This is a genomic window from Nonomuraea sp. B12E4 (assembly GCF_039871825.1).
Taxonomy (GTDB): domain Bacteria; phylum Actinomycetota; class Actinomycetes; order Streptosporangiales; family Streptosporangiaceae; genus Nonomuraea.
In genome coordinates, this window is record NZ_JBDPME010000009.1 from 26,454 (window position 1) to 48,286 (window position 21,833).

The window sequence follows — 21,833 nt, forward strand, 5'->3', positions numbered from 1 at the left end:
ACCATCCACGGTAATGCAGATCACCCCCGGTCAGGAGAGGACTGCCCAGACGATCTTTCCGTGTGGTGCGAGTGCGGACCAGCCCCAGCGGAGGCTGATCGATTCGACGATGTGGAGACCGAGGCCGCCGGTGTCAAGGGGGCCAGGGTATCGCAGCACCGGCACCGAGGTGCCTGGATCGGTGAACGCGCTGGTCACCAGGGGGCCGCGGCGCACCAGGGACATGTGGACCGAGCTCTCGCGGCGCGGGTCGTCCAGGCACAGCCCGTGACGCAGCGCGTTGGTCGCGAGCTCGGAGACCACCAGCTCCATGTTCTCGATCAGCTCGGTCAGGCCCCAGCCGGTGAGCACGCCCGTGGTGAAGGCGCGGGCTGAGTGGACGGAGGACGCGGAGGGCGGGAGCACGAACGTGGCGCTCCCGGCCGGTCCGGGGACCAGCAGGTCGCGGGCCGCCTCCGGCCACCAGCCGACGGGAGGCCACCAGTCGAACGTGGTCCACTGGCCGGTCGCCGAGGGGGTATGCACTTGATCATTCTGCGTCAAACTCTCGTGCAGGTGCAAGAGCGAATGCACGTGCAGACAAACCGTGCGCACGATACGGTTGCCATCAAATGGTCAATTTGGGGGAAAGGGGATCTTGTCCGCGGCCCATGATCTTTCGGCCGTGAAGTGACAGACTGTCTCGCAAGGAAACGACCAAGGAGCAGCACGTGTCCATTGATCCGCCCGGATCCGGTTCGACCGTTCGGCGCATCATGCTCGGGGCGAGTCTCCGGCGTCTGCGTGAAGCGAGCGGGCTCGACCGTGGACAAGCCGGATTCCACATCCGGGCGTCCGAGTCCAAGATCAGCCGCATGGAGCTCGGCCGCGTCGGCTTCAAGACACGTGATGTGGAAGACCTGCTCACCCTGTACGGCGTCGTCGACGATGCCGAGCGCCGTGCCTTGCTGGAGATGGTTCGCGAGGCCAACACCCCGGGGTGGTGGCACAAGTACTCGGCCGAGCTCCCCGCGTGGTTCACCACGTACGTGGGCCTGGAGGAGGCCTCCAGCGTGATCCGCACCTATGAGGTGCAGTTCGTGCCCGGCCTGCTGCAGACGGCCGCCTACGCGCGATCGGTCTTCCAGCTGGGTAACCCCGATGCGACCCAGGACAAAATCGAACGCCGCGTGCATATGCGCATGCAGCGTCAGGAGCGCTTCACCCAGAAGGACGGTCCCCGTCTGTGGGCCGTCATCGACGAGGCGGCGCTCAAGCGGACCATCGGCGGGCGGGAGGTCATGACCGAGCAGCTCCAGCATCTGCTGGAAGTCGCTGCCCTGCCCAATATCACCATTCAGGTGATGCCCTTCAAGTTCGGCAAGCACGCCGCTGAAGGGGGCGCGTTCAGCATCTTGCGGTTTCCCGAGTCCGACTTGTCGGACGTTGTCTACGTCGAGCAGCTCTGGGGTGCCCTGTATCTGGACAAGCGTGAGGACATCGACCCGTACCTCACGGCTATGGAGCAACTGTGCGTGGAGAGCACCACGCCAGGGGGCACCGTCGAGCTCATCGGCGGTCTTCTCAGAAAGATGTAGATGAACCAGACCTACAACGGCATGCCCGCTGCGGACCTGACCCAGGTGGCGTGGCGCAAGAGCCGCTACAGCAACTCGCAGGGCAACTGCGTGGAGCTCGCGGAGCTTCCCGACGGCGGGATCGCGGTGCGTAACTCGCGCTTCCCCGACGGTCCTGCCCTCATCTATACCCGCGACGAGATCCGGGCCCTGGTGCTCGGGGTTAAGGACGGAGAGTTCGACGGCCTGCTCGTTTGACGGCCGCCCGCTCGTCGGCGGCCCGGCTGTTTAACAGGGCCGTAACCTCCGGCGCGCCCGCTTAACGGGGGCGCGCCGGAGGCGTAACCGCCCGGCCTCGTGCCGCGGACAGGATCGAGCCATGCTCGACCAGCTGACCCTCTATCCGATCGCCGACGACGTGCTCTTCGCGCCGGGCGGCAAGGTCGTGATCCGCACATACGGCGTGGCACCCGCCACCACGGGGGCCTCCGTCTCCTACCGCACCTGGGTGACCGGCCTCCGGGAGCAGCCCCGCTACTGGCACTGGGGCCACTTCGAGGACGCCACCCACGGGCACCGCCGCGTCCTGGAATGGCTCACGGGCCGGGGGCCGAAACCTTCCCAAGCGCTGCTCTGATCGTTATCCTCGTATGCCGAGCAACTGCTTGGTAGAGGGGGCGGCCACCCGGCCACCCCGGCGGGCTCGCGACGCGGCGGGCGTGACGCGCCCGGCCGCGACGGCGGCGCACCGGCGCTGGCGCGAGCAGGCCGGGTCCCTGCTGGAGCGGGTCTCCGCCGGCAGTGAGGTGCTGCTCGGCGTCGAGGTGGCGCTGGCCGGGTGGCGGCCCGCCAGGGCGCCGCTGCGCCAGGCCATGGTGCAGCGCACGTTCGAGACGTGGACGCACACCGAGGACATCAGGGCCGCCACCGACCGGACCCGGTCCGCCCGCTCTCCTACGACCCCAGCCTGGGATCGTTACGCGGCTGGCTGGTGAGCAGGGCGCTGCACGAGTCGGCCCTGCGCCCCACGGTCAGCTGACAGGGTCTCAACCCACCGGGGCGTTCCAGGCGAGCAGCACCGGCTCCTCGTGCTCGTAGCCGAGCCGCGAGTAGGTGCCGGTGTCGAGCTTGAACAGCCTGCCCTCCGCCGGGTCCAGGCCCAGCCAGCGGGCCGCCAGCACGCGCAGGAAGTGGCCGTGCGCGACCAGCGCCACCCGTCCCGGCGTCTCCTTGGCCCGCGCGATCACCCGGTCGGCGCGGGCGGCCACCTCGGCCGCGCTCTCGCCGGGGTGCTCGGCGTCGCCGGGGATCACACCGTCGCGCCACAGGTACCAGCCGGGCCGGGTCTTCCTGATCTCCGGCGTGGTGATCCCCTCATAGCCGCCGTAGTCCCACTCCCACAGGTCGGGATCCACCCGGTAGCCGGGCAGCCCGGCCAGCTCCGCCGTGCGCCGGGCGCGCCCGGCGGGGGAGACCAGCACCAGATCGAAGGACTCTCCCTTGACCAGCGGCGCCAGCGCCCTGGCCTGGTCCTCGCCGTGCTCCGTCAAAGGCAGGTCGGTGCGTCCGGTGTGCTTGCCCGCCTTGCTCCATTCGGTTTCCCCGTGTCGGAGCAACAGCATCTCATTCATGCAGTCCATCATCGGGCACGCCTGATCTCGACTTTACTTCAGGTAGCGGCCGGCTACTAAGGTCGGCACATTGCCGTACTAAGGAGGACATGTGGAGCCAGTCGCGGTCGGATTGGTCGGAGCGGGCCCGTGGGCCGAGATGGCGCACGCGCCGATGCTGGCCAGGGGGCCGCACACCCGGCTGGCCGGAGTGTGGGCCCGCCGCCCCGAGTGGGCCGCCCGGCTCGGCGCGCCGGTGTTCATCCGGATCGAGGAGCTGTTCGACGCCTGCGAGGCGGTGGCGTTCTGCGTGCCGCCCGCCGTCCAGGCCGAGCTCGGGATACGCGCCGCCCGCGCGGGCAAGGCGCTGCTGCTGGAGAAGCCGCTGGCCGACTCGGTGGAGAACGCCCGCCGCCTGGCCGACGCGATCGCGGAGGCGGGGGTCGCCTCCCAGATGGTGCTCACCATGCGCTACGCCAAGCAGACCCGCGCGTTCCTGGCCCGCTGCGCCGAGATCGGCGCGTTCGGCGGCCACGCCGCGAACATCTCCAGCGTGCTCCTCGGCGACCACCCCTTCGCCACCCCCTGGCGGCTGGCCCGCGGCGCGCTGCTGGACGTCGGGCCGCACGTGATCGACCTGCTCGACGCCGCCCTCGGCAGGGTGACCGGGGTACGCGCGCACGGCAACCCGCTGGGCTGGACCGGGCTGCTGCTGGAGCACGAGGGCGGCGCCGCCAGCGAGGTGTCCCTGTGCATGGCCGCCACCGGCGACCTGCCGCCCGCCACCATCGCCGTATACGGCCGCTCCGGCAACGCCGTGCTCCCCGCTTTCGACGACGACCCCCTGGACAACGTGGCCGCCGAGTTCGCCGGGACCGTGCGCGACGGCGGCGGGCACCCCCTGGACGCGGCCCACGGGCTCCGGCTGCAGCGGATCATCGCGGAGGCGGAGGCCCAACTGACCCCTTGACGCCGGGGACATCCGGAGGATTGATAACGTTTGTCCGACGCGCAGCGTTTGCAGCGAAGTCCGGTGGGAATCCGGCGCTGTCCCGCAACTGTCATAGCCAGGTCGCCTGCCGCCGCGCCGACGTCGTCAACCCTCGTGGAAAAGGGTGATCCGTCGCTCCTCCAGCGGGTCCCTCGGTTCCGAACAGTGTGAAAGGAATCCTCGTGAGGCCCGTACGCACGGTCTTCGCGGGTGCGCTGCTGGGAACGCTCGTCCTGGCCGGATGCGGCCAGAACGCCCCCACCGCCCCCACCCCCGCCCCGGAGAAGCCCGCCGCCAGCGGCTCCGCCCCGGCGGCGGGCTTCCCCGTCACGATCGAGGCGGGCAACGGCCAGGTCACCATCCCCAAGAAGCCGGAGCGCATCGTCTCTCTGTCGGCCACCCACACCGAGACGCTGTTCGCCATCGGTGCGGGCCCCCAGGTGGTCGCGGTCGACGACCGCTCGAACTACCCGCCCGAGGCCCCCAGAACCGACCTGTCGGGCTTCAAGCCGAACGTCGAGGCGATCGTCGCCCAGAAGCCCGACCTCGTCGTCCTGTCCGACGACATCGACCGGATCGCCACCGAGCTGGGCAAGGTGAACGTGCCCGTCCTGGTCGAGCCGGCCGCCACCAAGCTCGACGAGGCCTACTCGGAGATCTCCGAGCTCGGCGCGGCCACCGGCAACCTGGCCAAGGCGGACGAGGTCGTGTCCGACATGAAGACGGCCATGGACCGGCTGGCCGCCGAGGCGCCCAAGGACAAGAAGCTCACCTATTACCACGAGCTCGACCAGACGCCGTACGCGGCCACGTCGCAGACGTTCATCGGCCAGATCTATGCCATGTTCGGCCTGACCAACATCGCCGACAGGGCGCCGGACGCGGCGGGCGGCTATCCGAAGCTGTCGGCCGAGTTCGTGGCCCAGGCCGACCCCGACCTGATCTTCCTGGCCGACGTCAAGTGCTGCCGGCAGAGCAAGGAGACCCTGGCCGCGCGGCCGGGCTGGAAGAACCTGTCGGCCGTCAAGAACGACAAGGTGATCCAGCTCGACGACGACCTCGCCTCCCGCTGGGGGCCGCGCGTCGTCGAGCTCGCCCAGGCCATCGGCGCCGCGGTGGCGGCGGCCTGACCGGGAAACCGACCGTGATGGCACAGGCCGGCCCGTCCAGGGCCAGACCGCTGTGGGTGCTGGCCGCCCTGGGCGTGCTGGCCGTCGCCATGGTCGCCGGCCTGCTCGACGGCGCTGCCGACATCTCGCCGTGGCAGGTGGTGCTGCAGGCGATCGACTGGCTGCCGCTCGTGCACGTGGACTCGGGGCTGGCACCGGTCGAGCAGGGGCTGCTGTTCGAGCTGCGGCTGCCCCGGGTGCTGGTCGCCGCCGTGGTCGGCGGGTTGCTGGCCATCGCCGGGGCCGGTTACCAGGGGGTGTTCCGCAATCCGCTGGCCGACCCGTACCTGCTCGGGGCCGCGGCGGGGGCGGGGCTCGCGACGACCGTGGCCATCGTGCTGCTGCCGGCGGCCGTCGCGAGCATCCCGGTCGCGGCCTTCCTGGGAGCCGTGGGCGGGGTGCTCCTGGCCTACACGCTGGGCAACACGGCCGGGCGGACCGGCGGCACCGCGACGCTGGTGCTGGCGGGGGTGGCGGTCACCTCGTTCCTGACCGCCATCCAGACGTTCGTGCAGCAGTTCAAGGTGGAGCAGCTGCAGCGCATCTACTCGTGGATCCTCGGTGACGTGGGCGGCGGGTGGGCCCAGTTCTGGCTGGTGCTGCCGTACGCCGCCGTCTCCGCCGTGCTGCTGCTCCTGCACGGGCGCATGCTGGACGTGCTGTCCGTGGGCGACGAGGAGGCCGTCAGCCTGGGCGTGCGGGCCTCCCGGGTACGGTTCACCGTGCTCCTGGCGGCGTCGCTGGCCACCGCGGCGGCCGTGGCGGTGAGCGGGCTGATCGGGTTCGTGGGCATCGTCATCCCGCACGTCGTGCGGCGGCTGGCCGGTGGGTCGTACCGGATCGTGCTGCCGCTGTCGCTGATCGGCGGCGCGGCGTTCCTGGTGCTGGCCGACGTCGTCGCGCGCACCGTGATCGCGCCCGCCGAGCTGCCGATCGGGGTGGTGACGATGTTCGTCGGGGCGCCGTTCTTCGTCGGCATCCTGCGCATGACCAGGCGGGCGAGCACGTGATCGAGACCGCCGGGCTGTCGGTGCGGCTCGGGGACCGCGAGGTTCTCGGAGAGGTGGACCTGCGGGTGCGCGGCGGCGACTGGCTGGCGATCATCGGGCCCAACGGGGCGGGCAAGTCCACCCTGCTCAAGGCGGTCATGGGGCTGGTCGCGCACCGGGGTTCGGTCACCCTGGACGGCCGGCCCGGCGCCGGGCTCAAACCGCGCGAACGGGCCCGGCTGCTGGCCTACGCGCCGCAGGCGCCCGCCCTGCCGCCCGACATGACGGTCTTCGACTACGCGCTGCTCGGGCGTACCCCGTACATCCCGTACCTGGGCCGCGAGAGCCGCCACGACCGGGATGTGACCGAGTCCGTGCTCGACCGGCTGGACCTGACGGCGCTGGCCATGCGCCGCGTCGGGGAGCTGTCCGGCGGGGAGCGGCAGCGGGTGGTGCTGGCCCGGGCCCTCGCCCAGCAGGCGCCCGTGCTGCTGCTCGACGAGCCCACCACCGCGCTCGACCTCGGGCACCAGCAGCAGGTGCTGGAGCTGGTGGACCGGCTGCGGCGGGCCGACGGCCTGACCGTCGTCACCACCCTGCACGACCTCACGGTCGCCGGCCTGTACGCCGACGCGCTCCTGCTGCTGGCCGACGGCCGCGCGGCGGCCCTCGGGGAGCCGGACGAGGTGCTCACCGAGGAGTTGGTGGGGCGGCACTTCGACGCCCACGTCAAGATCGAGCCGGGCCCGGACGGGCGGCCCGTGGTGCATCTGGTGAGGGGAGGGCCATGAAGCTCACGTACCGGGTGGAGGAGGGCGTGCGGCTCGGGGCGCTGCTGTGGGAATTCGGGCCCGGGTGGCGGATGATCTCCTCGGCGATCCTGGGCGGCGGCATCGGGGCGCGGGAATGGGTGCTGAACGCGCAGGTGGTGGCCGGGTACTCGCGCATGGACCCGGCGGACCACCTGGCCTCGTTGGGCCCCGCCGGCGACGGGGTCGGCATGATGACCGCCGCCTCGGTGGACCGCTACGTACGGGCCTCCGACGGCGGCGTCACCTGCTACGCCACCGTGGGCCTGCGCGTCCCGACCTGGGCGGCCGCCCCGGAGGGCACGGACGATCCCGAGCTGGCGCCCATCCGGGTGGGCACCGTCAACATCGTGACCGTGGTGCCGGTGGCCATGACGGACGCGGCACTGGTCAACGCGGTGATGACCGTGACGGAGGCCAAGTCGCAGGCGCTGGTGGAGGCGGGCTTCCCGGGCACGGGGACGGCGTCGGACGCCGTGTGCGTGGCCGTGCGCGCGCAGGGGGCGGAGGAGCTGTTCGCGGGGCCGCGGTCGGAGTGGGGGGCGCGGATCGCACGGGCGGCCCACGCGGCCGTACGCCGCGGCGCCGGGTCGTGGCGGCCCCGTGACTCAAGGTGACGGATTTTGGGCAAGTAGCATGTGGGCGAGGGCGAGACTCCCGATACTGAGTGGGTGACCGCAATGGCGACGATCGAACCGACCGCGAGGCGCGCAGCTTTTCCCATTGCGCCATACACGGTCGACGACCTGCTCAAATTCCCGGACAACGGGAATCGTTACGAGCTCTTCAACGGGAGCCTAGCAGTGAGCCCTGCCCCCATCCCCCTGCATCAGCGCGTCATCAACCGGCTGGTGCGAGTCCTCGAAGATGCGGCGCCTCCAGGGCTGGAGGCCTTGTCATATGTCAACGTCAGTCCAAGCGCCAAGGACTTGTACATCCCCGACGTTGTCGTCGTGTCCGAGTCGGCGTCCGAATCCGTGGGGCTCATGTTCGCGCCCAGCGACCTCCTGCTGGTTGTGGAGGTGATCAGCCCGAGCACCGGGATGTATGACAAGACCATCAAGGCGGCGGTATACGCGGCAGCGGGCATTCCCCTCTACTGGTGTGTCGAACCTGACGGGCCGATACTCTACGTCTACGAACTCGAGGGTGACTCCTACAAAGAGCCCGTCGCCCATAAAGCAGGCACCACGGTCACGCTGTCGTCGCCCTACCGCGTCAGCTTCGATCCCGCCGACCTGGTCGGCCGTCGGGCTTCGAATTCGTAATTCTCTGCCGCCCCGCGCGGAGTGATGCGGCAGGCCGGCCTTGATCGCTGCCGGGTCGTGTTCGGACGGGGGGCCGAGGTCGGTGCCGCCCGTGGTCTCCACGATGAGCGCCTCGCCCGCCCGAACCGTACATTGTTCACCTTCGATGCCAGGCGTTCCACCGTGCCGGCCAGGTGGCGCTTGAAGAAGCAACCCGGACCCGCTGCGTTCGAGCGCCGCGTTGGTGGCCGGTGTGGACCATGCGCGTGACCTGCGCCGGGTCGCGCTCGCCGAGGGCGCGCGTAACGCCGGTCACGATGCCCGCGATGGGGTCGTAGTGGGTGCTCAAAAACTTCGCCACGGAAATCGCGCCGGACGTGTCCCGGAGGACCACATCGGTGAAGGTGTCAACGACGCCGATCGCGCAGTCCGTCCGGGTACGTTATGTCCCCCGAGCAAACGCTTGTCTATGTAGTCGTCTATTGACTTACGGCACGTGATTGGGACCCTGGTTTCGTACCTGCCTTTGGGAGCGGACAGATGGCGCGCCTCACAGCTATGGCCGGAGGGCTCGCGGCGGCACTGGTGCTGCTCGCGATGCCGGTCGCGGCGCACGAGCACCCGAGCGGGATCACCGATCTGGTGAGCCCGGCCGTGGTGCGGGTGGAAGCCGTGTCCCACGTGGAGATCACACTGCTCGACCACATCAGTCAACTGAAACATGTGGAGCGGTCCTACGACTTCCCGTTCGCCGAGGGGACGGGCACGGTCGTCAACCCCGACGGCTCGATCGTCGCGCTCCGGCGCCTCGCGGTGAACCCCGAGGACGTCGCGGTCCGCGCGGCGAACAAAATCTTCGCCGAGCACCACAAGGTCAAGATCCCCGATGATGACGACCAGCACCGGCTCTCCGACGATCTGCTCGACCGCCACCTGCAGGACTGCTACCCGCCCAAGAGCTCCACGGCGACCTGCATCATCAACGTGACCACCGAGATCACGGCCTACCCCAACGTGTCGCCGGCCAGCGCCGACGGCTACAAGGTCAAGTGCGTCAAGGCGGGCCCCGACCCCGACAGCCCGGCCGTGCTGGTGCCGGTGACCCCGCTGGCCGGGGGCGTCGGCATGCCGACCGCGCCGCTCGCCGACAAGGTGCCCGACCAGCCGGGCTCGCCCACCAACGTGGCCGGGTTCCTGGGCCGGCCGGGCCCGAACGTCGCGCACACGGTCGAGATCGCCCACCTGGCCAAGGGCGGCGCCGCCGGGGAGTCGGGCCGGCCCTTCGCCGACCCGGAGAACAAGGTGAACGAGCCGGTCAAGCTGGGCGGCCTCGCCGACAAGGGCCTGGTGGGAGCGCCGGTGATCGGCGACAAGGACGGCCACGTCATCGGCCTGCTGGTGGGTGGCGGCGAGGAAGGCAGGATGATCGGCGTCAGGGAGATCACCGGCATCCTGACGGCCGCCAAGGTGGTGCCGCGCAGAGGCACGATCGACACGGCGTTCGAGGCCGCGCTGACCCGTTACCACACGAACTACTACACCGAGGCCGCCCCCGGCTTCCAGCGCGTGCTGGAGCTCTATCCCGGTAACGTGGTGGCCGCGGCGCTGCTGAAGACGTCGCTGGCCAAGCGCGGCGGCCCGGAGGACCAGGGCACCAGGCAGGCGGCGACCGAGCCGGCCGGGAGCACGCCGCTGTGGCCGTTCATCCTGGCGGCCGGGATACTTTTCATAGCCGCCGGGGGCGGGGCGTATCTGCTGTGGCGGCGCCGCGCTCCTGAGAAAACGACAGATCCGCCACAGCCACTGGCGGCCGGTCCACCGCTCGACGACGTCGCCAACCAGACCGTGGCCGTACGGCGCTCGCAGCCGTTCCAAGTGGTCCCGCAACAGCAACAGGTGATGACCGCGCCCGATCCGGCGATCAAATACTGCACCTCGTGCGGCATGCGACTCGGCCCGGCGCACCGATTCTGCGGCTACTGTGGCAACCCCACCGAGACGTGATGCCATTGAATGAAAGATCGCTCATCGGCCAGGAGGTGGCCGGGTACTACATCGAGGACATCGTCGGCAAGGGCGGCATGGCCGTCGTCTACCTGGCACTCGACCCGAGGTTGAGCCGCCGGGTGGCGCTGAAGATCCTCAACCCGGTGCTCAGCGTCGACGACCGGTTCAGGCAGCGGTTCATCCTGGAGTCCAGGACGGTCGCCAGCATCGAACATCCCAACATCATCCCGATCTACGAGGCGAACGCAGACGCCGACGGCGTGCTCTACATCGCCATGCGCTACGTCGACGGCCTGGACCTGCGCCGCCTCATCTACGACCGGGGGCCGCTGCCGCTCGGCCAGGCTAACATGATCTTCGCCCAGGTGGCCGCCGCGCTCGACGCCGCCCACGTTCACGACCTGATCCACCGGGACGTCAAGCCGGCCAACATCCTGCTGGCCGGCGACCACGTCTATCTCACCGACTTCGGGATCACCAAGCACCGCTCGTCGATCTCCGGGCTGACCCAGACCGACCAGTTCATCGGCACGCCGCGTTACATGTCGCCCGAGCAGATCAACAAGGAGCACATCGACGGCCGCTGCGACCAGTACGCGCTGGCCTGCGTGGTCTACGAGGCGCTGGCGGCGCGGCTGCCGTTCCAGCGCGAGAACGACATCGCGCTGCTCTGGGCCCACCTGGCCGAGCAGCCGGTGCCGCTGTCACAGCTCAGGCCGGAGTTGCCGGCGCAGACCGACGCCGTGATGATGCGGGCGCTGGCCAAGTCGCCCGAGCAGCGCTACGCGACCTGCACGGAGTTCGTGACCGCGCTGCGCGACGCGATCAGCGGCAACCAGCCCGACCCGGCCAGCGGCCCGCACCCCTTCGTGCCCCGGCCCAGCCCGCATTCGGGGCCGCATCCGGTGCGGGGAGCCCACGCGGCCTCTCATGCGGCCGCCCACTCGTCGGGGCCCTCCTCAGGGCCGCACACGGCTCCGCCGCTCGCCGCCCCGCACACGCAGCCCCCGGCCGCCGTGCTCGGCGCCGCCGGGCAGGCGACGCGGCCCTCCGCGCCCAGGGCGCGTCCCGGCCGCATCCCGATCGTGGCCGCCACGCTGGTCGCCGCGGTCGCGGCGCTCGCGCTGGTCGCGCTGATCATCATGAACCACCGCAGCGAGACCTGGTCCCGCTACCAGACCAGCGCCGCCGCGCCGCTCACGTTCGAATATCCCGGCAACTGGACGATCCGCACCCACCAGGACCTGTTCGCGGTGGCCTCCCCGCACGCCACCGAGTTCGAGACCCTGTTCGTGGCGGGCCCCGGCGCCGACTGGTCGAGGATCTCGGAGATCATCACCGACGACCCGGAGAACGCCTCGGGCGTCTACGTCCAGGTCTCCGACACTCTCGACGCCGGCGGCACCTCCGAGCAGATGAAGGCCAAGATGGAGGTCCTGCTGCCGGGCCAGGTCGACCTCGGCAGGCCCGTGCCGGACCAGGCGGGCAACAGCCCGGCCACCCGCTTCGACGGGCGGCTGCTCGACCCGCGGACCGGGGTCGGCCTGGGCTTCGTGAGCTACGTGATCGACCGGCAGCCCAAGACGATGCTCGTGATGTACTTCTGCGCCAAGACCGACTGTGACGACGCCACCCAGACCCGCATCAGGCAGAGCGTCCACGTGTCGTGAGGTAGGACCCACCTGCGGACGAGAGCCGGGCGCGTGGGCCGGGAGCGCGGGCCGGGAGCGCGGGCCGGGAGCGTGGGCCGGGAGCGTGGGCCGGTGGTGCCGCGCGGGCTGGAAGCGCCGCGCCTGTCACAAGGGTTTGGTGGGCACGGCAGCGCTATGTGTATATTTTTCGTCAGAAGGCGGTAGAAACAGGAGATATTTCATGCGTTCGTTCCCTCGGGTGCTGTTCGACGAGGCCCACAGCGAGTCGTGGACCGTGCGGCGCGAGGTGGCCGAGGCCATCAATCCCGCCCACCCCGACGACAACAGCTACGCCCGCGCCGCCGGGCTGCTGCGGCACCTGGGACACACGGTCACCGCCCACACCTCCGGCGCCCTGGACCCCGAGCTGCTGTCGCGGAACGACGTACTGGTGATCGCCCACCCGTCGGGCGAGCGGTGGGAACGTACCACCGGGCAGGGCAGCCCCCGGTTCGCCGCCGCCGAGCTGGACGCGATCGAGGACTATGTCGCCGCCGGCGGCGGCCTGGTGGTGCTGGCCGAGGAGGAGCAGGACAAGTACGGCAACAACCTCGGTGAGCTGCTGGGGCGCTTCGGGGTCGCCGTGGAGCACACGACGGTGCGCGACCCCAGGCACGCGCACCGCGACGTGGCCACCTGGGTGCTCGCCGAGCGCGCCACCACCGACGGGCTGCTCGCCGGAGTCCGCAGGGCCTGCTTCTACCGCGCGGGCGTCCTCCGCCTGACCGCCGCCGAATCTGCCCCTGTGGGCTCGACCGTGCTGTTCGCGACCTCGCCCACCGCCGACCCGGCGGGCGCGCCGCTGGCCGTCGCCGTGCGGTACGGCCGGGGCCGCGTGGTCGTGTTCGCCGACTCCGACCTGTTCGGCGACGACTCCATCGAGGACTACGACCATCGCGCCCTCTGGGGGAACGCCATCACCTGGGCCGCCCGCGTCCCCGACGGCGGCTCCGAGGTCCGCGACGACGCCGGCCACCAGGCGAAGGCGGCGCTGTTCCAGCGGCTCAAGGCGGCCGTGGAGGAGCTCAGGCCGCTGCAGGCCAAGGACGGGTCGGTGCCGGAGGAGAAGGTACGGGCGAAGGCGCTGGTGGGCGTGATCGCCCAGGAGCTGGGCGAAATATCAGCATATTTCCCCCACGACGCCGCCTACCTCCAGGCCGCCCGGCAGGACCTCGCCGCCTGGGCCGACCAGGACCTCGGCGTGCCCGACTTCCGGGACTCGCTCGACCGCTTCCACCCCGACACCCAGCGCGAGGACGGCCTGGAGCACGTCGTGGTGTTCCCGATGTACACCCAGAACGGCAACCCCGACCGCAACCTGGAAGCCGTCTGGGTCCGGACGATCTGGCCCGGCTGGCTGGCCGACCTGGAGGCGGGCGGCTACGACAACCCGATGTTCGTGCCGATCGCGTTCGAGGACTTCACCTCCGGCTACGACACGCACTCGGCCGTGCTGTTCCCCGAGACGGTCGCCGTGCGGGAGGCGCCCGAGCGGTTCACCTGGGGCGGGATCTTCGCCGACCGGGAGGCCGCCAGGTTCCGGCGGGTGGCCAGGGCCGCCGCCGACACGCTCAGGCTGGACCTGCCGCCCGACGCCGAGCGGCTGCTGGGCTCTCAGCGGCTGGCACAGGACACGTACGTGCTGTGGGACCTGGTGCACGACCGCACCCACAGCCACGGCGACCTGCCGTTCGACCCGTTCATGATCAAGCAGCGGATGCCGTACTGGCTGTACTCGCTGGAGGAGCTGCGCTGCGACCTGACCGCGTTCGGGGAGGCCGTGAAGCTGGCGGAGCGGGGGGTGCCGCACGCCCGGTACGTGCAGCTCGCGATCCTGTTCGACCGGCTGTTCAGGTTCCCGATCACCGGGGCGCGGGTGCGGAACTACGACGGGCTCGGCGGCCAGTTGCTGTTCGCCTACCTGCATCGCAACGACATCGTGCGGTGGACGGACAACCGGCTGTCGATCGACTGGGACCGGGTGGCCGACGGGGTGGCCGACCTGCGGGGCGAGGTAGAGAAGCTGTATCGCGACAGCATCGACCGGTCCAAGCTGGCGCACTGGCTGGCGGCGTACGAGCTGGTCGGCGGGTACGTGCGGCCGCACCCCGGCTCAACCTGGGCCAAGGGCGTCCAGGCGCTGCCGGAGGAGCAGAAGGCCAAGGTGGACGCGGTGCTGCCGGACGAGTTCCCCCTGAGCATGTTCTACGAGGCGCTGCGCCGTAAGCTGACCGATGTGGTCGAATCGACTAAGGGACTCCGTGCATGATCATTCTGGTAACCGGGGCCGCAGGGCCCACAGGTGAGGCCGTATCCGGATATTTCCGAAAGCATGGTCACACCGTGATCGCCGTCGACAAGGACGACGTCGACCTGCTCGACCGCGCGGCCGTGAACGACCTGGCCGCCCGCATCGAGCGCGAGCACGGGCACCTCGACGGCGTCGTCCACCTGGTCGGCGGATGGCGCGGATCGAGCTCGTTCGCCGAGACCGACCTCGATGACTGGACCCTGCTGCACGATCTGCTGATCCGCACGCTCCAGCACGTGTCGCTGGCCTGCGAGCCGCTGCTGCGCCGCAGCGACAACGGCCGCTTCGTGATCGTCTCCGCCAAGGCGGCCCAGCGCCCCGAGGCGGGCGGCGCGGCCTACGCGGCGGCCAAGGCCGCGTCGGAGGCGTGGACGCTCTCCCTGGCCGACGCCCTCAAGGGCACCTCCAGCGCCGCCGTGATCCTGGTGGTCAAGGCCCTGGTGAACGATGTGATGCGGGCCAGGAGCCCGGAGTCGACGTTCCCCGGCTTCACCGACGTCGGCGACCTGGCCACGGCGATCGGCGGGCTCTACGACCGTCCCGCCGGCGAGATCAACGGCATGCGATTGGATCTGACTGCGTGATTCCCCGGCACGACCCCCACCTCAAGGCGTTCGCCAGCGACAACTACGCCGGTGTGCACCCCGAGATCCTCCAGGCCATCGCCGCGGCCAACGGCGGCCACCAGATCTCCTACGGCGACGACGTCTACACCGAGGCCCTGCAGGACGTCTTCCGCGGCCACTTCGGCGAGCGGGCGCGGGCCTGGCCGGTCTTCAACGGCACGGCCGCCAACGTCGTCTCGCTACGCGCCATGACCGCCCAGTGGGAGGCGGTCATCTGCGCCGAGAGCGCCCACATCAACACCGACGAGGGCGGCGCCCCCGAGGTGGCGGGCGGCATCAAGCTGCTGACGGTGCCCACGCCCGACGGCAAGCTCACCCCCGAGCTGATCAACCGGCAGGCATGGGGCTTCGGCGACGTACACCGGGCCCAGCCGCGGGTGGTCTCGATCTCCAACACCACCGAGCTGGGCACCGTCTACACCCCCGACGAGCTGACCGCGCTCTGCGCGCACGCCCACGAGCGGGGTCTGCTCGTCCACCTCGACGGCTCCCGCCTCACGAACGCCGCCGCCGCCCTGGGCGTCCCGATGCGCGCGCTGACCACCGACGCGGGCGTGGACGTGCTCTCCTTCGGCGGCACGAAGATCGGGCTGCTGTACGGTGAGGCGGTCGTCGTGCTCAACCCCGAGGCCGCCAGCGGCATCGACTACCTCCGCAAGACGTTCATGCAATTGTCGTCCAAGATGCGGTTCATGTCGGCGCAGTTCGAGGCGTTGCTGGCGGGGGACCTGTGGCTGCGCAACGCGCGCCAGGCCAACGCCATGGGACGGCGGCTGGGCGCGGCCGTCCAGGAGATCTCCGGCGTCGAGCTGTCGCGGCCGGTGGAGGCCAACGCCGTCTTCGCGGTGCTGCCCGCGGACGCCGCCGAGCGGCTGCGCAAGCGCTTCCGGTTCTACACCTGGAACGCCGACATCGGCGAGGTGCGGTGGATGTGCGCGTTCGACACCACGGAGGCCGACGTCGACGCCTTCGCCGCCGCCCTCGCCGAGGAACTGGCCGCCTGAGACCGGCCCCCGCCGGGGGCGGGTCGCCCGGGGCCGCGCGCCCGCCGGGGGGCGGGTCGCCTGGGGCCGCGCCCGCCGGGGGGCCGTCCGCCTAACCGCCCAGGGCCAGGCGGGCGGCCTGCCAGCCGCCCATGCCGTGCACCGAGGAGCCGGGCGGCGTCGAGGCCGAGCAGAGGAACACTCCCGGCAGCGGCGTGCGCCATGGCGCCGGCGACCACACCGGCCGCCGGAGGAACTGCACCAGGCTCGCCACCCCGCCGCCGATGTCCCCGCCGACCAGATTGGGGTTGAGCGCTTCCAGGTCGGCGGGGCCCATGGTGTGCCGGCCGAGCACGCGGTCGCGGAAGCCGGGGGCGTACCGCTCGATCTGGGTCTCGATGGTGCCGGTCATGTCCGCCGGGGAGCCGTGGGGGACGTGGCAGTAGGCATAGAGGGTGTGCCCGCCCCGGGTCGGGTCGGCCGCGTAGGGCTGCACGACCAGCACGTAAGGTCGCGGCGAGACCCGCCCGGCGACCGCCTCCGCCTCGCTGAGCGCGATCTCCTCCAGCGTCCCGCCCAGGTGCACCGTGCCCGCCTCCGCCACCGCCGGATCACGCCATGGCACCGGCCCGTCCAGCGCCCAGTCCACCTTGAACACCCCCGGCCCGTAGCGGAAGCGCTGGAGCCGCCGGCGGTAGCCCGCGGGCAGGTCGGCCATGGCGAGGAACTGCCGGGGCGTCACGTCGAGCATCACGGTCGGCGCGTCCAGCTCCGCCAGCCGCCGCACCCGGTGACCGCTGACCGCCTCGCCGCCCAGCGACCGCAGCTCGGCCACGAGCGCGTCGGCCAGCACCTGCGAGCCGCCCCGCACCAGCGGCCAGCCCACCAGGTGGGCCAGCCCGGCCAGCAGCAGGCCGTAGCCGGCGCTGATGGGGGCGCGCAGGTCGAGCTGGGAGTGCGCGGCCATGCCCGCGATCAGCGCCCGCGCCTCGACGGTGCGGAACGCCCGCCGCGCGAACGTCGTGGCGGGCAGCGCCCCCGCCAGCCCGAACCGGGCGGCCTGCGCGAACACCCGCGGCGGCGCGTCCCACGGCCCCAGCGGTTTGAGCAGCAGCTCCACCAGCGGGAGCCCGGCCCGCGCGGTCGCTCCCACGGTGGCCAGCCAGGCGCCGGCGTCCCGCCCGAGCCCCTCGGCGGTGCGGTGCGCGTCACGGTGCACGAGCACGGCCGGACGGTCGTCGAGCGGATGGGCCGCGGCCACGGCGGGATGGGCGAACTCGACGCCCTTCAGCTCCAGCTCACGGAAGGCCGGGGACGCCAGCGCCATCGCCACCACGGTCGCGCCCAGGTCGTGCACCCGCCCCGGCAGCGTCAGCTCACCCGAGCGCAACCCGCCGCCGAACCGCTCGGCGCCCTCCAGCAGCAGCACCTTGCGCCCGGCGCGGGCCAGCGTGACGGCGGCGACGAGACCGTTGGGGCCCGATCCCACGACGATCGCGTCTGCGCTCATCATGCGTTCCTTACTGGGACGGCAGAATCGACGGGTAGGGCTGCGCACCGCGCTGGCGCAACAGGTCTGTCATGAGCTTGATCTCCGCGGTCTGCCCCGTCACGATCTTCTGCGCCATGCTGACCACCTCGGGCCGCTTGGACAGCTTGAGCAGGCCCTGGGCCATCTGCACGCCGCCCTCGTGATGGCGGGTCATGAGCTGCAGGAACAGCACCTCGGCCTGGACGCCCTGCGCCTGCTTGAGCTTGGCCAGCTCCTGCGGCGTGGCCATGCCGGGCATCTGCCCCGGCGGGTCCGCGGCGCCGCCGCCACCGTGCCCGTGGCCGGCCATCCAGGCCATCGGCCGCTGGTCGCCCACCTGGGGCAGGCCCCACGCCTGCAACCAGCCGAGGAACATGCCGCGCTGGCCGGACTGGGCGGTGATGATGTCGTAGGCCAGGTTTCTGATCTCGCCGGCGGGATTCTTGTCCCTGATCGTGAACGCCATGTCGACCGCCTGCGCGTGATGGGCGGCCATGTCACGGGCGAAGCCCGCCTCGGCCGAGGTGTCGCCGGGTGTGCCGTCGCGGCCGAACAGCAGAAACGCGGCCACGGCGAGCACCAGCACGCCGAGGGCGATCAGAAGAGGTTTCCTCGGGGAATTATCCATGGCCCGTCCAGCGTACCCACCTGGCCGGAGGGTCGTGATCGGACCCTTATGGAGGTCTTATTCTCCGCATACGGCTGTAGGCAATAGGGTGACCGGAGTTGGCACGCCGATGGAGGAGCGATGACGAAGGAGAAGGCGCAGGCGCGGCGCGAGCATCTGCAGAAGATGCGGGCCGAGCAGAAGCGCAAGGAGCGGCGTGCCGCTCTGCTCATGTGGGGTGCGGGCGGGCTCATCGTCGTCGTTCTCGTCGGCGTGGTGGGCTTCTACCTGGTCAACCAGGCACGTGAGACCTCGCTGGACGCCGTGGTCAACGTCAAATACGACGCCGGCCAGCATGTGACGACCGCTGTCAAGTACAAGGAGACGCCGCCGGTGGGCGGCGAGCACAACCCTTACTGGCAGCAGTGCGCGATCTATGACAAGCCGATCCACAACGAGCACGCCGTGCACTCGCTGGAGCACGGCGCCATCTGGATCACCTACCGCCCCGACCTGCCCAAGGCGCAGGTGGACAAGCTGAAGGAAGTGGCCTCCTCGACGGGTCAGCAGGACTACATGCTGGTCAGCCCGTTCCCCAACCTGCCGGCGCCGGTGGTCGCCACGTCGTGGGGTCACCAGCTCAAGCTGCAGAGCCCGGACGACCCGAAGCTCGAGGCGTTCATCAGGAAGTTCCAGAACGGGGCTGACACGCCCGAGCCGGGCGCCGTGTGCGGCGGTCCCCAGGCCGTCACCACCACGGCCGACCAGGCGCCGTTGCCGCCCGTGTCCGACCAGCAGGCGCCGATGGAGACCATCTCCCCGGCACCGAGCCAGTCCCAGCAGTAGCCGTGGGCTCAGGGCCCCGCCCCCGCGGCCGGGCCCTGAGTTGTGCTCGTCAGGTGCCGCCGATGAGCAGGCGCCGGCGGGCGCGGGCATACTCCTCCGCGGAGATGCGCCCGTCGCCGTCGGCGTCCACCATGGAGAAGGCCGTGCCGAGGTCCGTGCCCGGGCGGCTCCAGACCGCACCGAACTCCTCGGCCGTGATCCGGCCGTCGCCGTCGCGGTCGGCCGCGCCGAAGGTCGCCAGGGAGATCGGGGTCAGCACCGTGTCGAGCGCGCCGGCGCGTGCCAGCGACTCGAACGAGCGGACATACTCCTCCTTGGTGATCCGGCCGTCGCGGTCGGTGTCCAGGGCACGGGCGTGGATGTCCCAGGCGTTGAGGAACGCGTCCACGACCGCCTCGCCCTCGGGGGTGTCGGCCGGCGCGCCGGTCTGCTCCAGCCGACGCTGCGCGAGGGCCATGTAGTCGTACCTGGTCAGCAGGCCGTCGCGGTCGGTGTCGAGGTCGTCGAAGTTCCGCTCCGCGCTCGCGCGGAAGCCATTCTGGGGCATCACCACTCCGATCATCACGCTAAGTAGCTGATCATCACTTAGCGTAACTCCTTCGGGTGTGGCGGGACAGGGAAACCTGCGAAGAGGGTGGCTCAGCCGAGGACGCCGGTCGGCGGGGTCAGCTCGAACCCGTGCGCCTCGGCCACCGGGCGGCTCGTCAGGTGGCCCTCGTGGGTGTTCAGGCCGAGCGCCAGTGCCCGGTCCGCGCGCAGGGCCCGCCGCCAGCCCAGGTCGGCGACGGCCAGCGCGTACGGCAGCGTGACGTTCGTCAGGGCGAACGTCGAGGTGTGCGGCACGGCCCCCGGCATGTTGGCCACGCAGTAGAAGATCGAGTCGTGCACGCGGTAGGTGGGCCGCTCGTGCGTGGTCGGCCGTGAGCCGGCGAAGCAGCCGCCCTGGTCGATCGAGATGTCCACCAGCACCGAGCCCGGCTTCATCCGGCTCACCAGGTCGTCGCTCACCAGCTCGGGGGCCTTGGCACCGGGCACCAGGACCGCGCCGACGACCAGGTCCGCCTCCAGCACCGCGCGCTCGATCTCCAGGGTGCTGGAGGCGACCGTCTGGCAGTGGCCCTGGTAGATCAGGTCGGCCTGGCGCAGCTTGTCGATGTTCTTGTCCAGCAGCACCACCTCGGCCTGCATGCCGAGGGCGATGGCGGCGGCGTTCATGCCGGAGACGCCCGCCCCGATGACCACCACGTGGGCCGCGCGCACGCCGGGGACGCCGCCCATCAGCACGCCCCGGCCGCCCCTGGAGCGCATCAGGTGGTAGGCGCCCACCTGCGGCGCCAGCCGGCCCGCCACCTCGGACATGGGCGCGAGCAACGGCAACGCGCCGTCGGCGCTCTGCACGGTCTCGTAGGCGATGGCGGTGGTGCCCGCGTCGAGCAGCGCCCGCGTGCACTCCCTGGAGGCGGCCAGATGCAGGTACGTGAACAGCACCTGCCCCTTGCGCAGCCGGTGGTACTCCTCCGCCACCGGCTCCTTGACCTTCATCACCAGGTCGGCGGTGCCCCAGAGCTCGTCGGCCGTGGGGATCATGACGGCGCCCGCCGCGGCGAAGTCCGCGTCCGGGATCGAGGAGCCGGAGCCCGCCCCCCGCTCGACGAAGACCCGGTGGCCGTGGCGGGCCAGCTCGTGCACCCCGGCCGGGGTCAGCGCCACCCGATATTCGCTGTTCTTGACCTCTCGCGGAACACCGACCTTCATGGCACAACTCTTCTCGCCAATGGGCTTTCCCGCCCCCATTCTTCCTCTGTCCCAGGGAAGAGCGCGGATTCTCCGTCTGATTACCTCGCTCGCGTCCGTCCTCGATAGGCTCACCCGCAGCCCGCACATCAGGATGAGGACGTCATCGATGGACAAGCCGGAAGAGCCGCCACCCGCGGACCCGGAGGAGCCGACGGCCAGCAGAGTCACCACCATCGTGTTGATCGTCTCGCTGGTCCTCGTCGTCTTGGTCGCCGGAGTGCTCGGCACGGTGGCGGTCCTGATGACCAGGAGTCCCGACACTCCTCTGCTGGGCGGCACGCCCCCGCAGCAGTTGTCCGTGCCCATCCACTTCGCCCCCGTCAGGGACACCAAGGTCGCGCCCTGCCCGGGCGAGCCGGCGGTGCTCGACGCGGAGGAGCGCACCTGCTACCTGCTGGAGGACGGCGTCACGGTCAGCGCCGTGCAGCGGATCGAGCCGGTGCGCGACAAGGACGGCCAGTATTCGGTGCGCATCGCCATCGCGCCGATGTTCAAGGAACGGCTGGTGCAGCTGATCGACGAGCTGGCGCCCGACCAGCGGCAGGTGGCGATCGTGCTGGCGCCCGAGCAGGCCGACGCGCCCAAGACCGTGCTGGCCGCGCCCATCGTCACCCAGACCATGGACGGCGACAGCATCAGCATCGCGGGCTACACCAAGGAGCAGGCCGACTCGCTGGTGGCCCGCCTGCTGGACACCACGCCCAGCCCCGGCGCCCCGACGAACACCGGCACCACCGGCCCGACCGGCACCACCGGCACGACGGGGACCACCGGCCCGACGGGCACCATCGGCACGACCGGCCCGGACCCCCTCGGCACCACGGGTCCGGGTGCCACCGCCACGACCGGCCCGGGCGTCACCGGCACCGCGAACCCCGGTGCCGACCGGCCGGGCGCGACCGGCCGCACCCTCGACAAGCGCTACGCGAGCTGCAGGGAGGCCGTGGCCGCCGGCGACGGCCCCTACTCCCGGGGCACGCACGAGGAATACAAGTGGTATACCGATGTCGACAACAACGGCGTGGCCTGCAACGGCGGAGATCTGCGCTAGCCGGAGCGCGGA

24 protein-coding genes are annotated in these 21,833 nt (G+C 71.0%); 17 read left to right on the forward strand and 7 right to left on the reverse strand.

From position 1 onward, the window contains the following. Positions 1-30: 30 nt before the first annotated feature. Complete coding sequence (locus ABGB18_RS21235) at positions 31-525, reverse strand: ATP-binding protein (protein WP_347697291.1); 495 nt, start codon at positions 523-525, stop codon at positions 31-33. A 230-nt stretch (positions 526-755) separates the two neighbouring features. Between ABGB18_RS21235 and ABGB18_RS21240 the strand changes: the two genes are divergently transcribed. From ABGB18_RS21240 to ABGB18_RS21255, 4 genes are all read left to right on the forward strand, one after another. After that, positions 756-1,577: a helix-turn-helix transcriptional regulator gene (locus tag ABGB18_RS21240; protein ID WP_347697582.1), complete on the forward strand. Its 822-nt coding sequence runs from the start codon at positions 756-758 to the stop codon at positions 1,575-1,577. After that, positions 1,578-1,814, forward strand: coding sequence for a DUF397 domain-containing protein (locus ABGB18_RS21245; protein ID WP_043632079.1), 237 nt, complete (start codon positions 1,578-1,580; stop codon positions 1,812-1,814). It abuts the gene before it with no gap. Positions 1,815-1,935: 121 nt separating this feature from the next. Beyond that, the gene (locus ABGB18_RS21250; RefSeq protein WP_347697292.1) at positions 1,936-2,193 is read left to right on the forward strand and encodes a hypothetical protein; all 258 of its coding nucleotides are present in this window, start codon (positions 1,936-1,938) and stop codon (positions 2,191-2,193) included. 13 nt (positions 2,194-2,206) lie between these two features. Continuing rightward, entirely contained in the window at positions 2,207-2,551 is a 345-nt protein-coding gene (locus ABGB18_RS21255; protein ID WP_347697293.1) for a hypothetical protein, read from the forward strand. Positions 2,552-2,602: 51 nt separating this feature from the next. On the opposite strand, the gene ABGB18_RS21260 is transcribed toward ABGB18_RS21255, so the two are convergent. Beyond that, positions 2,603-3,187, reverse strand: a complete 585-nt coding sequence (locus ABGB18_RS21260; RefSeq protein WP_347697294.1) for a histidine phosphatase family protein — start codon at positions 3,185-3,187, stop codon at positions 2,603-2,605. Positions 3,188-3,278: 91 nt separating this feature from the next. Here ABGB18_RS21260 and ABGB18_RS21265 point away from each other — a divergent pair, with 91 nt between their 5' ends. From ABGB18_RS21265 to ABGB18_RS21290, 6 genes are all read left to right on the forward strand, one after another. Then, positions 3,279-4,136 carry a Gfo/Idh/MocA family oxidoreductase gene (locus ABGB18_RS21265; RefSeq protein ID WP_347697295.1) on the forward strand — a complete coding sequence of 286 codons (858 nt, stop codon included), beginning with the start codon at positions 3,279-3,281 and terminating at the stop codon, positions 4,134-4,136. A gap of 203 nt (positions 4,137-4,339) precedes the next feature. Further along, positions 4,340-5,287, forward strand: a complete 948-nt coding sequence (locus tag ABGB18_RS21270; protein ID WP_347697296.1) for an ABC transporter substrate-binding protein — start codon at positions 4,340-4,342, stop codon at positions 5,285-5,287. A 17-nt stretch (positions 5,288-5,304) separates the two neighbouring features. Beyond that, positions 5,305-6,336 carry an iron ABC transporter permease gene (locus ABGB18_RS21275; RefSeq protein ID WP_347697297.1) on the forward strand — a complete coding sequence of 344 codons (1,032 nt, stop codon included), beginning with the start codon at positions 5,305-5,307 and terminating at the stop codon, positions 6,334-6,336. Next, positions 6,333-7,106 carry an ABC transporter ATP-binding protein gene (locus ABGB18_RS21280; RefSeq protein ID WP_347697298.1) on the forward strand — a complete coding sequence of 258 codons (774 nt, stop codon included), beginning with the start codon at positions 6,333-6,335 and terminating at the stop codon, positions 7,104-7,106. The genes ABGB18_RS21275 and ABGB18_RS21280 overlap by 4 nt, the downstream gene beginning before the upstream one ends. Next, a complete protein-coding gene (locus tag ABGB18_RS21285; protein WP_347697299.1) occupies positions 7,103-7,741 on the forward strand; it encodes an adenosylcobinamide amidohydrolase in 639 nt (212 codons plus the stop codon). The genes ABGB18_RS21280 and ABGB18_RS21285 overlap by 4 nt, the downstream gene beginning before the upstream one ends. 63 nt (positions 7,742-7,804) lie before the next feature. Beyond that, positions 7,805-8,392, forward strand: coding sequence for a Uma2 family endonuclease (locus ABGB18_RS21290; RefSeq protein WP_347697300.1), 588 nt, complete (start codon positions 7,805-7,807; stop codon positions 8,390-8,392). Positions 8,393-8,528: 136 nt separating this feature from the next. Here ABGB18_RS21290 and ABGB18_RS21295 read toward each other — a convergent pair whose 3' ends face one another. Then, a complete protein-coding gene (locus ABGB18_RS21295) occupies positions 8,529-8,765 on the reverse strand; it encodes a hypothetical protein (protein ID WP_347697301.1) in 237 nt (78 codons plus the stop codon). Positions 8,766-8,911: 146 nt separating this feature from the next. Here ABGB18_RS21295 and ABGB18_RS21300 point away from each other — a divergent pair, with 146 nt between their 5' ends. From ABGB18_RS21300 to ABGB18_RS21320, 5 genes are all read left to right on the forward strand, one after another. Then, entirely contained in the window at positions 8,912-10,375 is a 1,464-nt protein-coding gene (locus ABGB18_RS21300) for a hypothetical protein (protein ID WP_347697302.1), read from the forward strand. Continuing rightward, complete coding sequence (locus tag ABGB18_RS21305; RefSeq protein ID WP_347697303.1) at positions 10,375-12,048, forward strand: protein kinase; 1,674 nt, start codon at positions 10,375-10,377, stop codon at positions 12,046-12,048. Before ABGB18_RS21300 ends, ABGB18_RS21305 begins: the two co-directional genes overlap by 1 nt. A gap of 202 nt (positions 12,049-12,250) precedes the next feature. After that, positions 12,251-14,338 carry a DUF6421 family protein gene (locus ABGB18_RS21310; protein ID WP_347697304.1) on the forward strand — a complete coding sequence of 696 codons (2,088 nt, stop codon included), beginning with the start codon at positions 12,251-12,253 and terminating at the stop codon, positions 14,336-14,338. Beyond that, a complete protein-coding gene (locus tag ABGB18_RS21315) occupies positions 14,335-14,964 on the forward strand; it encodes an SDR family NAD(P)-dependent oxidoreductase (protein WP_347697305.1) in 630 nt (209 codons plus the stop codon). The genes ABGB18_RS21310 and ABGB18_RS21315 overlap by 4 nt, the downstream gene beginning before the upstream one ends. Continuing rightward, complete coding sequence (locus ABGB18_RS21320) at positions 14,961-16,010, forward strand: low specificity L-threonine aldolase (protein ID WP_347697306.1); 1,050 nt, start codon at positions 14,961-14,963, stop codon at positions 16,008-16,010. Before ABGB18_RS21315 ends, ABGB18_RS21320 begins: the two co-directional genes overlap by 4 nt. A 91-nt stretch (positions 16,011-16,101) precedes the next feature. Here ABGB18_RS21320 and ABGB18_RS21325 read toward each other — a convergent pair whose 3' ends face one another. After that, the gene (locus ABGB18_RS21325) at positions 16,102-17,502 is read right to left on the reverse strand and encodes an NAD(P)/FAD-dependent oxidoreductase (RefSeq protein ID WP_347697307.1); all 1,401 of its coding nucleotides are present in this window, start codon (positions 17,500-17,502) and stop codon (positions 16,102-16,104) included. A gap of 7 nt (positions 17,503-17,509) precedes the next feature. Continuing rightward, entirely contained in the window at positions 17,510-18,148 is a 639-nt protein-coding gene (locus tag ABGB18_RS21330) for a DUF305 domain-containing protein (RefSeq protein ID WP_347697308.1), read from the reverse strand. A gap of 120 nt (positions 18,149-18,268) precedes the next feature. On the opposite strand from ABGB18_RS21330, the gene ABGB18_RS21335 reads away from it, so the two are divergent. Further along, a complete protein-coding gene (locus tag ABGB18_RS21335) occupies positions 18,269-18,973 on the forward strand; it encodes a DUF3105 domain-containing protein (protein WP_347697309.1) in 705 nt (234 codons plus the stop codon). 49 nt (positions 18,974-19,022) lie between these two features. Here ABGB18_RS21335 and ABGB18_RS21340 read toward each other — a convergent pair whose 3' ends face one another. Continuing rightward, entirely contained in the window at positions 19,023-19,520 is a 498-nt protein-coding gene (locus ABGB18_RS21340; RefSeq protein ID WP_347697583.1) for an EF-hand domain-containing protein, read from the reverse strand. Positions 19,521-19,612: 92 nt separating this feature from the next. Then, positions 19,613-20,728 carry an alanine dehydrogenase gene (ald, locus tag ABGB18_RS21345; protein ID WP_347697310.1) on the reverse strand — a complete coding sequence of 372 codons (1,116 nt, stop codon included), beginning with the start codon at positions 20,726-20,728 and terminating at the stop codon, positions 19,613-19,615. A 148-nt stretch (positions 20,729-20,876) separates the two neighbouring features. Here ald and ABGB18_RS21350 point away from each other — a divergent pair, with 148 nt between their 5' ends. Then, positions 20,877-21,821, forward strand: coding sequence for an excalibur calcium-binding domain-containing protein (locus tag ABGB18_RS21350; protein WP_347697311.1), 945 nt, complete (start codon positions 20,877-20,879; stop codon positions 21,819-21,821). Positions 21,822-21,833 lie beyond the last annotated feature (12 nt).

What these genes read in the sequence shown, in the direction of transcription:
- ABGB18_RS21240 (WP_347697582.1), top strand. Translation starts at nt 756, where the DNA reads ATGCTCGGGGCGAGTCTCCGGCGTCTGCGTGAAGCGAGCGGGCTCGAC.
- ABGB18_RS21245 (WP_043632079.1), top strand. Translation starts at nt 1,578, where the DNA reads ATGAACCAGACCTACAACGGCATGCCCGCTGCGGACCTGACCCAGGTG.
- ABGB18_RS21250 (WP_347697292.1), top strand. Translation starts at nt 1,936, where the DNA reads ATGCTCGACCAGCTGACCCTCTATCCGATCGCCGACGACGTGCTCTTC.
- ABGB18_RS21255 (WP_347697293.1), top strand. Translation starts at nt 2,207, where the DNA reads ATGCCGAGCAACTGCTTGGTAGAGGGGGCGGCCACCCGGCCACCCCGG.
- ABGB18_RS21260 (WP_347697294.1), bottom strand. Translation starts at nt 3,187, where the DNA reads ATGAATGAGATGCTGTTGCTCCGACACGGGGAAACCGAATGGAGCAAG.
- ABGB18_RS21275 (WP_347697297.1), top strand. Translation starts at nt 5,305, where the DNA reads ATGGCACAGGCCGGCCCGTCCAGGGCCAGACCGCTGTGGGTGCTGGCC.
- ABGB18_RS21285 (WP_347697299.1), top strand. Translation starts at nt 7,103, where the DNA reads ATGAAGCTCACGTACCGGGTGGAGGAGGGCGTGCGGCTCGGGGCGCTG.
- ABGB18_RS21290 (WP_347697300.1), top strand. Translation starts at nt 7,805, where the DNA reads ATGGCGACGATCGAACCGACCGCGAGGCGCGCAGCTTTTCCCATTGCG.
- ABGB18_RS21300 (WP_347697302.1), top strand. Translation starts at nt 8,912, where the DNA reads ATGGCGCGCCTCACAGCTATGGCCGGAGGGCTCGCGGCGGCACTGGTG.
- ABGB18_RS21305 (WP_347697303.1), top strand. Translation starts at nt 10,375, where the DNA reads ATGCCATTGAATGAAAGATCGCTCATCGGCCAGGAGGTGGCCGGGTAC.
- ABGB18_RS21310 (WP_347697304.1), top strand. Translation starts at nt 12,251, where the DNA reads ATGCGTTCGTTCCCTCGGGTGCTGTTCGACGAGGCCCACAGCGAGTCG.
- ABGB18_RS21315 (WP_347697305.1), top strand. Translation starts at nt 14,335, where the DNA reads ATGATCATTCTGGTAACCGGGGCCGCAGGGCCCACAGGTGAGGCCGTA.
- ABGB18_RS21325 (WP_347697307.1), bottom strand. Translation starts at nt 17,502, where the DNA reads ATGATGAGCGCAGACGCGATCGTCGTGGGATCGGGCCCCAACGGTCTC.
- ABGB18_RS21330 (WP_347697308.1), bottom strand. Translation starts at nt 18,148, where the DNA reads ATGGATAATTCCCCGAGGAAACCTCTTCTGATCGCCCTCGGCGTGCTG.
- ABGB18_RS21335 (WP_347697309.1), top strand. Translation starts at nt 18,269, where the DNA reads ATGACGAAGGAGAAGGCGCAGGCGCGGCGCGAGCATCTGCAGAAGATG.
- ABGB18_RS21340 (WP_347697583.1), bottom strand. Translation starts at nt 19,520, where the DNA reads ATGCCCCAGAATGGCTTCCGCGCGAGCGCGGAGCGGAACTTCGACGAC.
- ald (WP_347697310.1), bottom strand. Translation starts at nt 20,728, where the DNA reads ATGAAGGTCGGTGTTCCGCGAGAGGTCAAGAACAGCGAATATCGGGTG.
- ABGB18_RS21350 (WP_347697311.1), top strand. Translation starts at nt 20,877, where the DNA reads ATGGACAAGCCGGAAGAGCCGCCACCCGCGGACCCGGAGGAGCCGACG.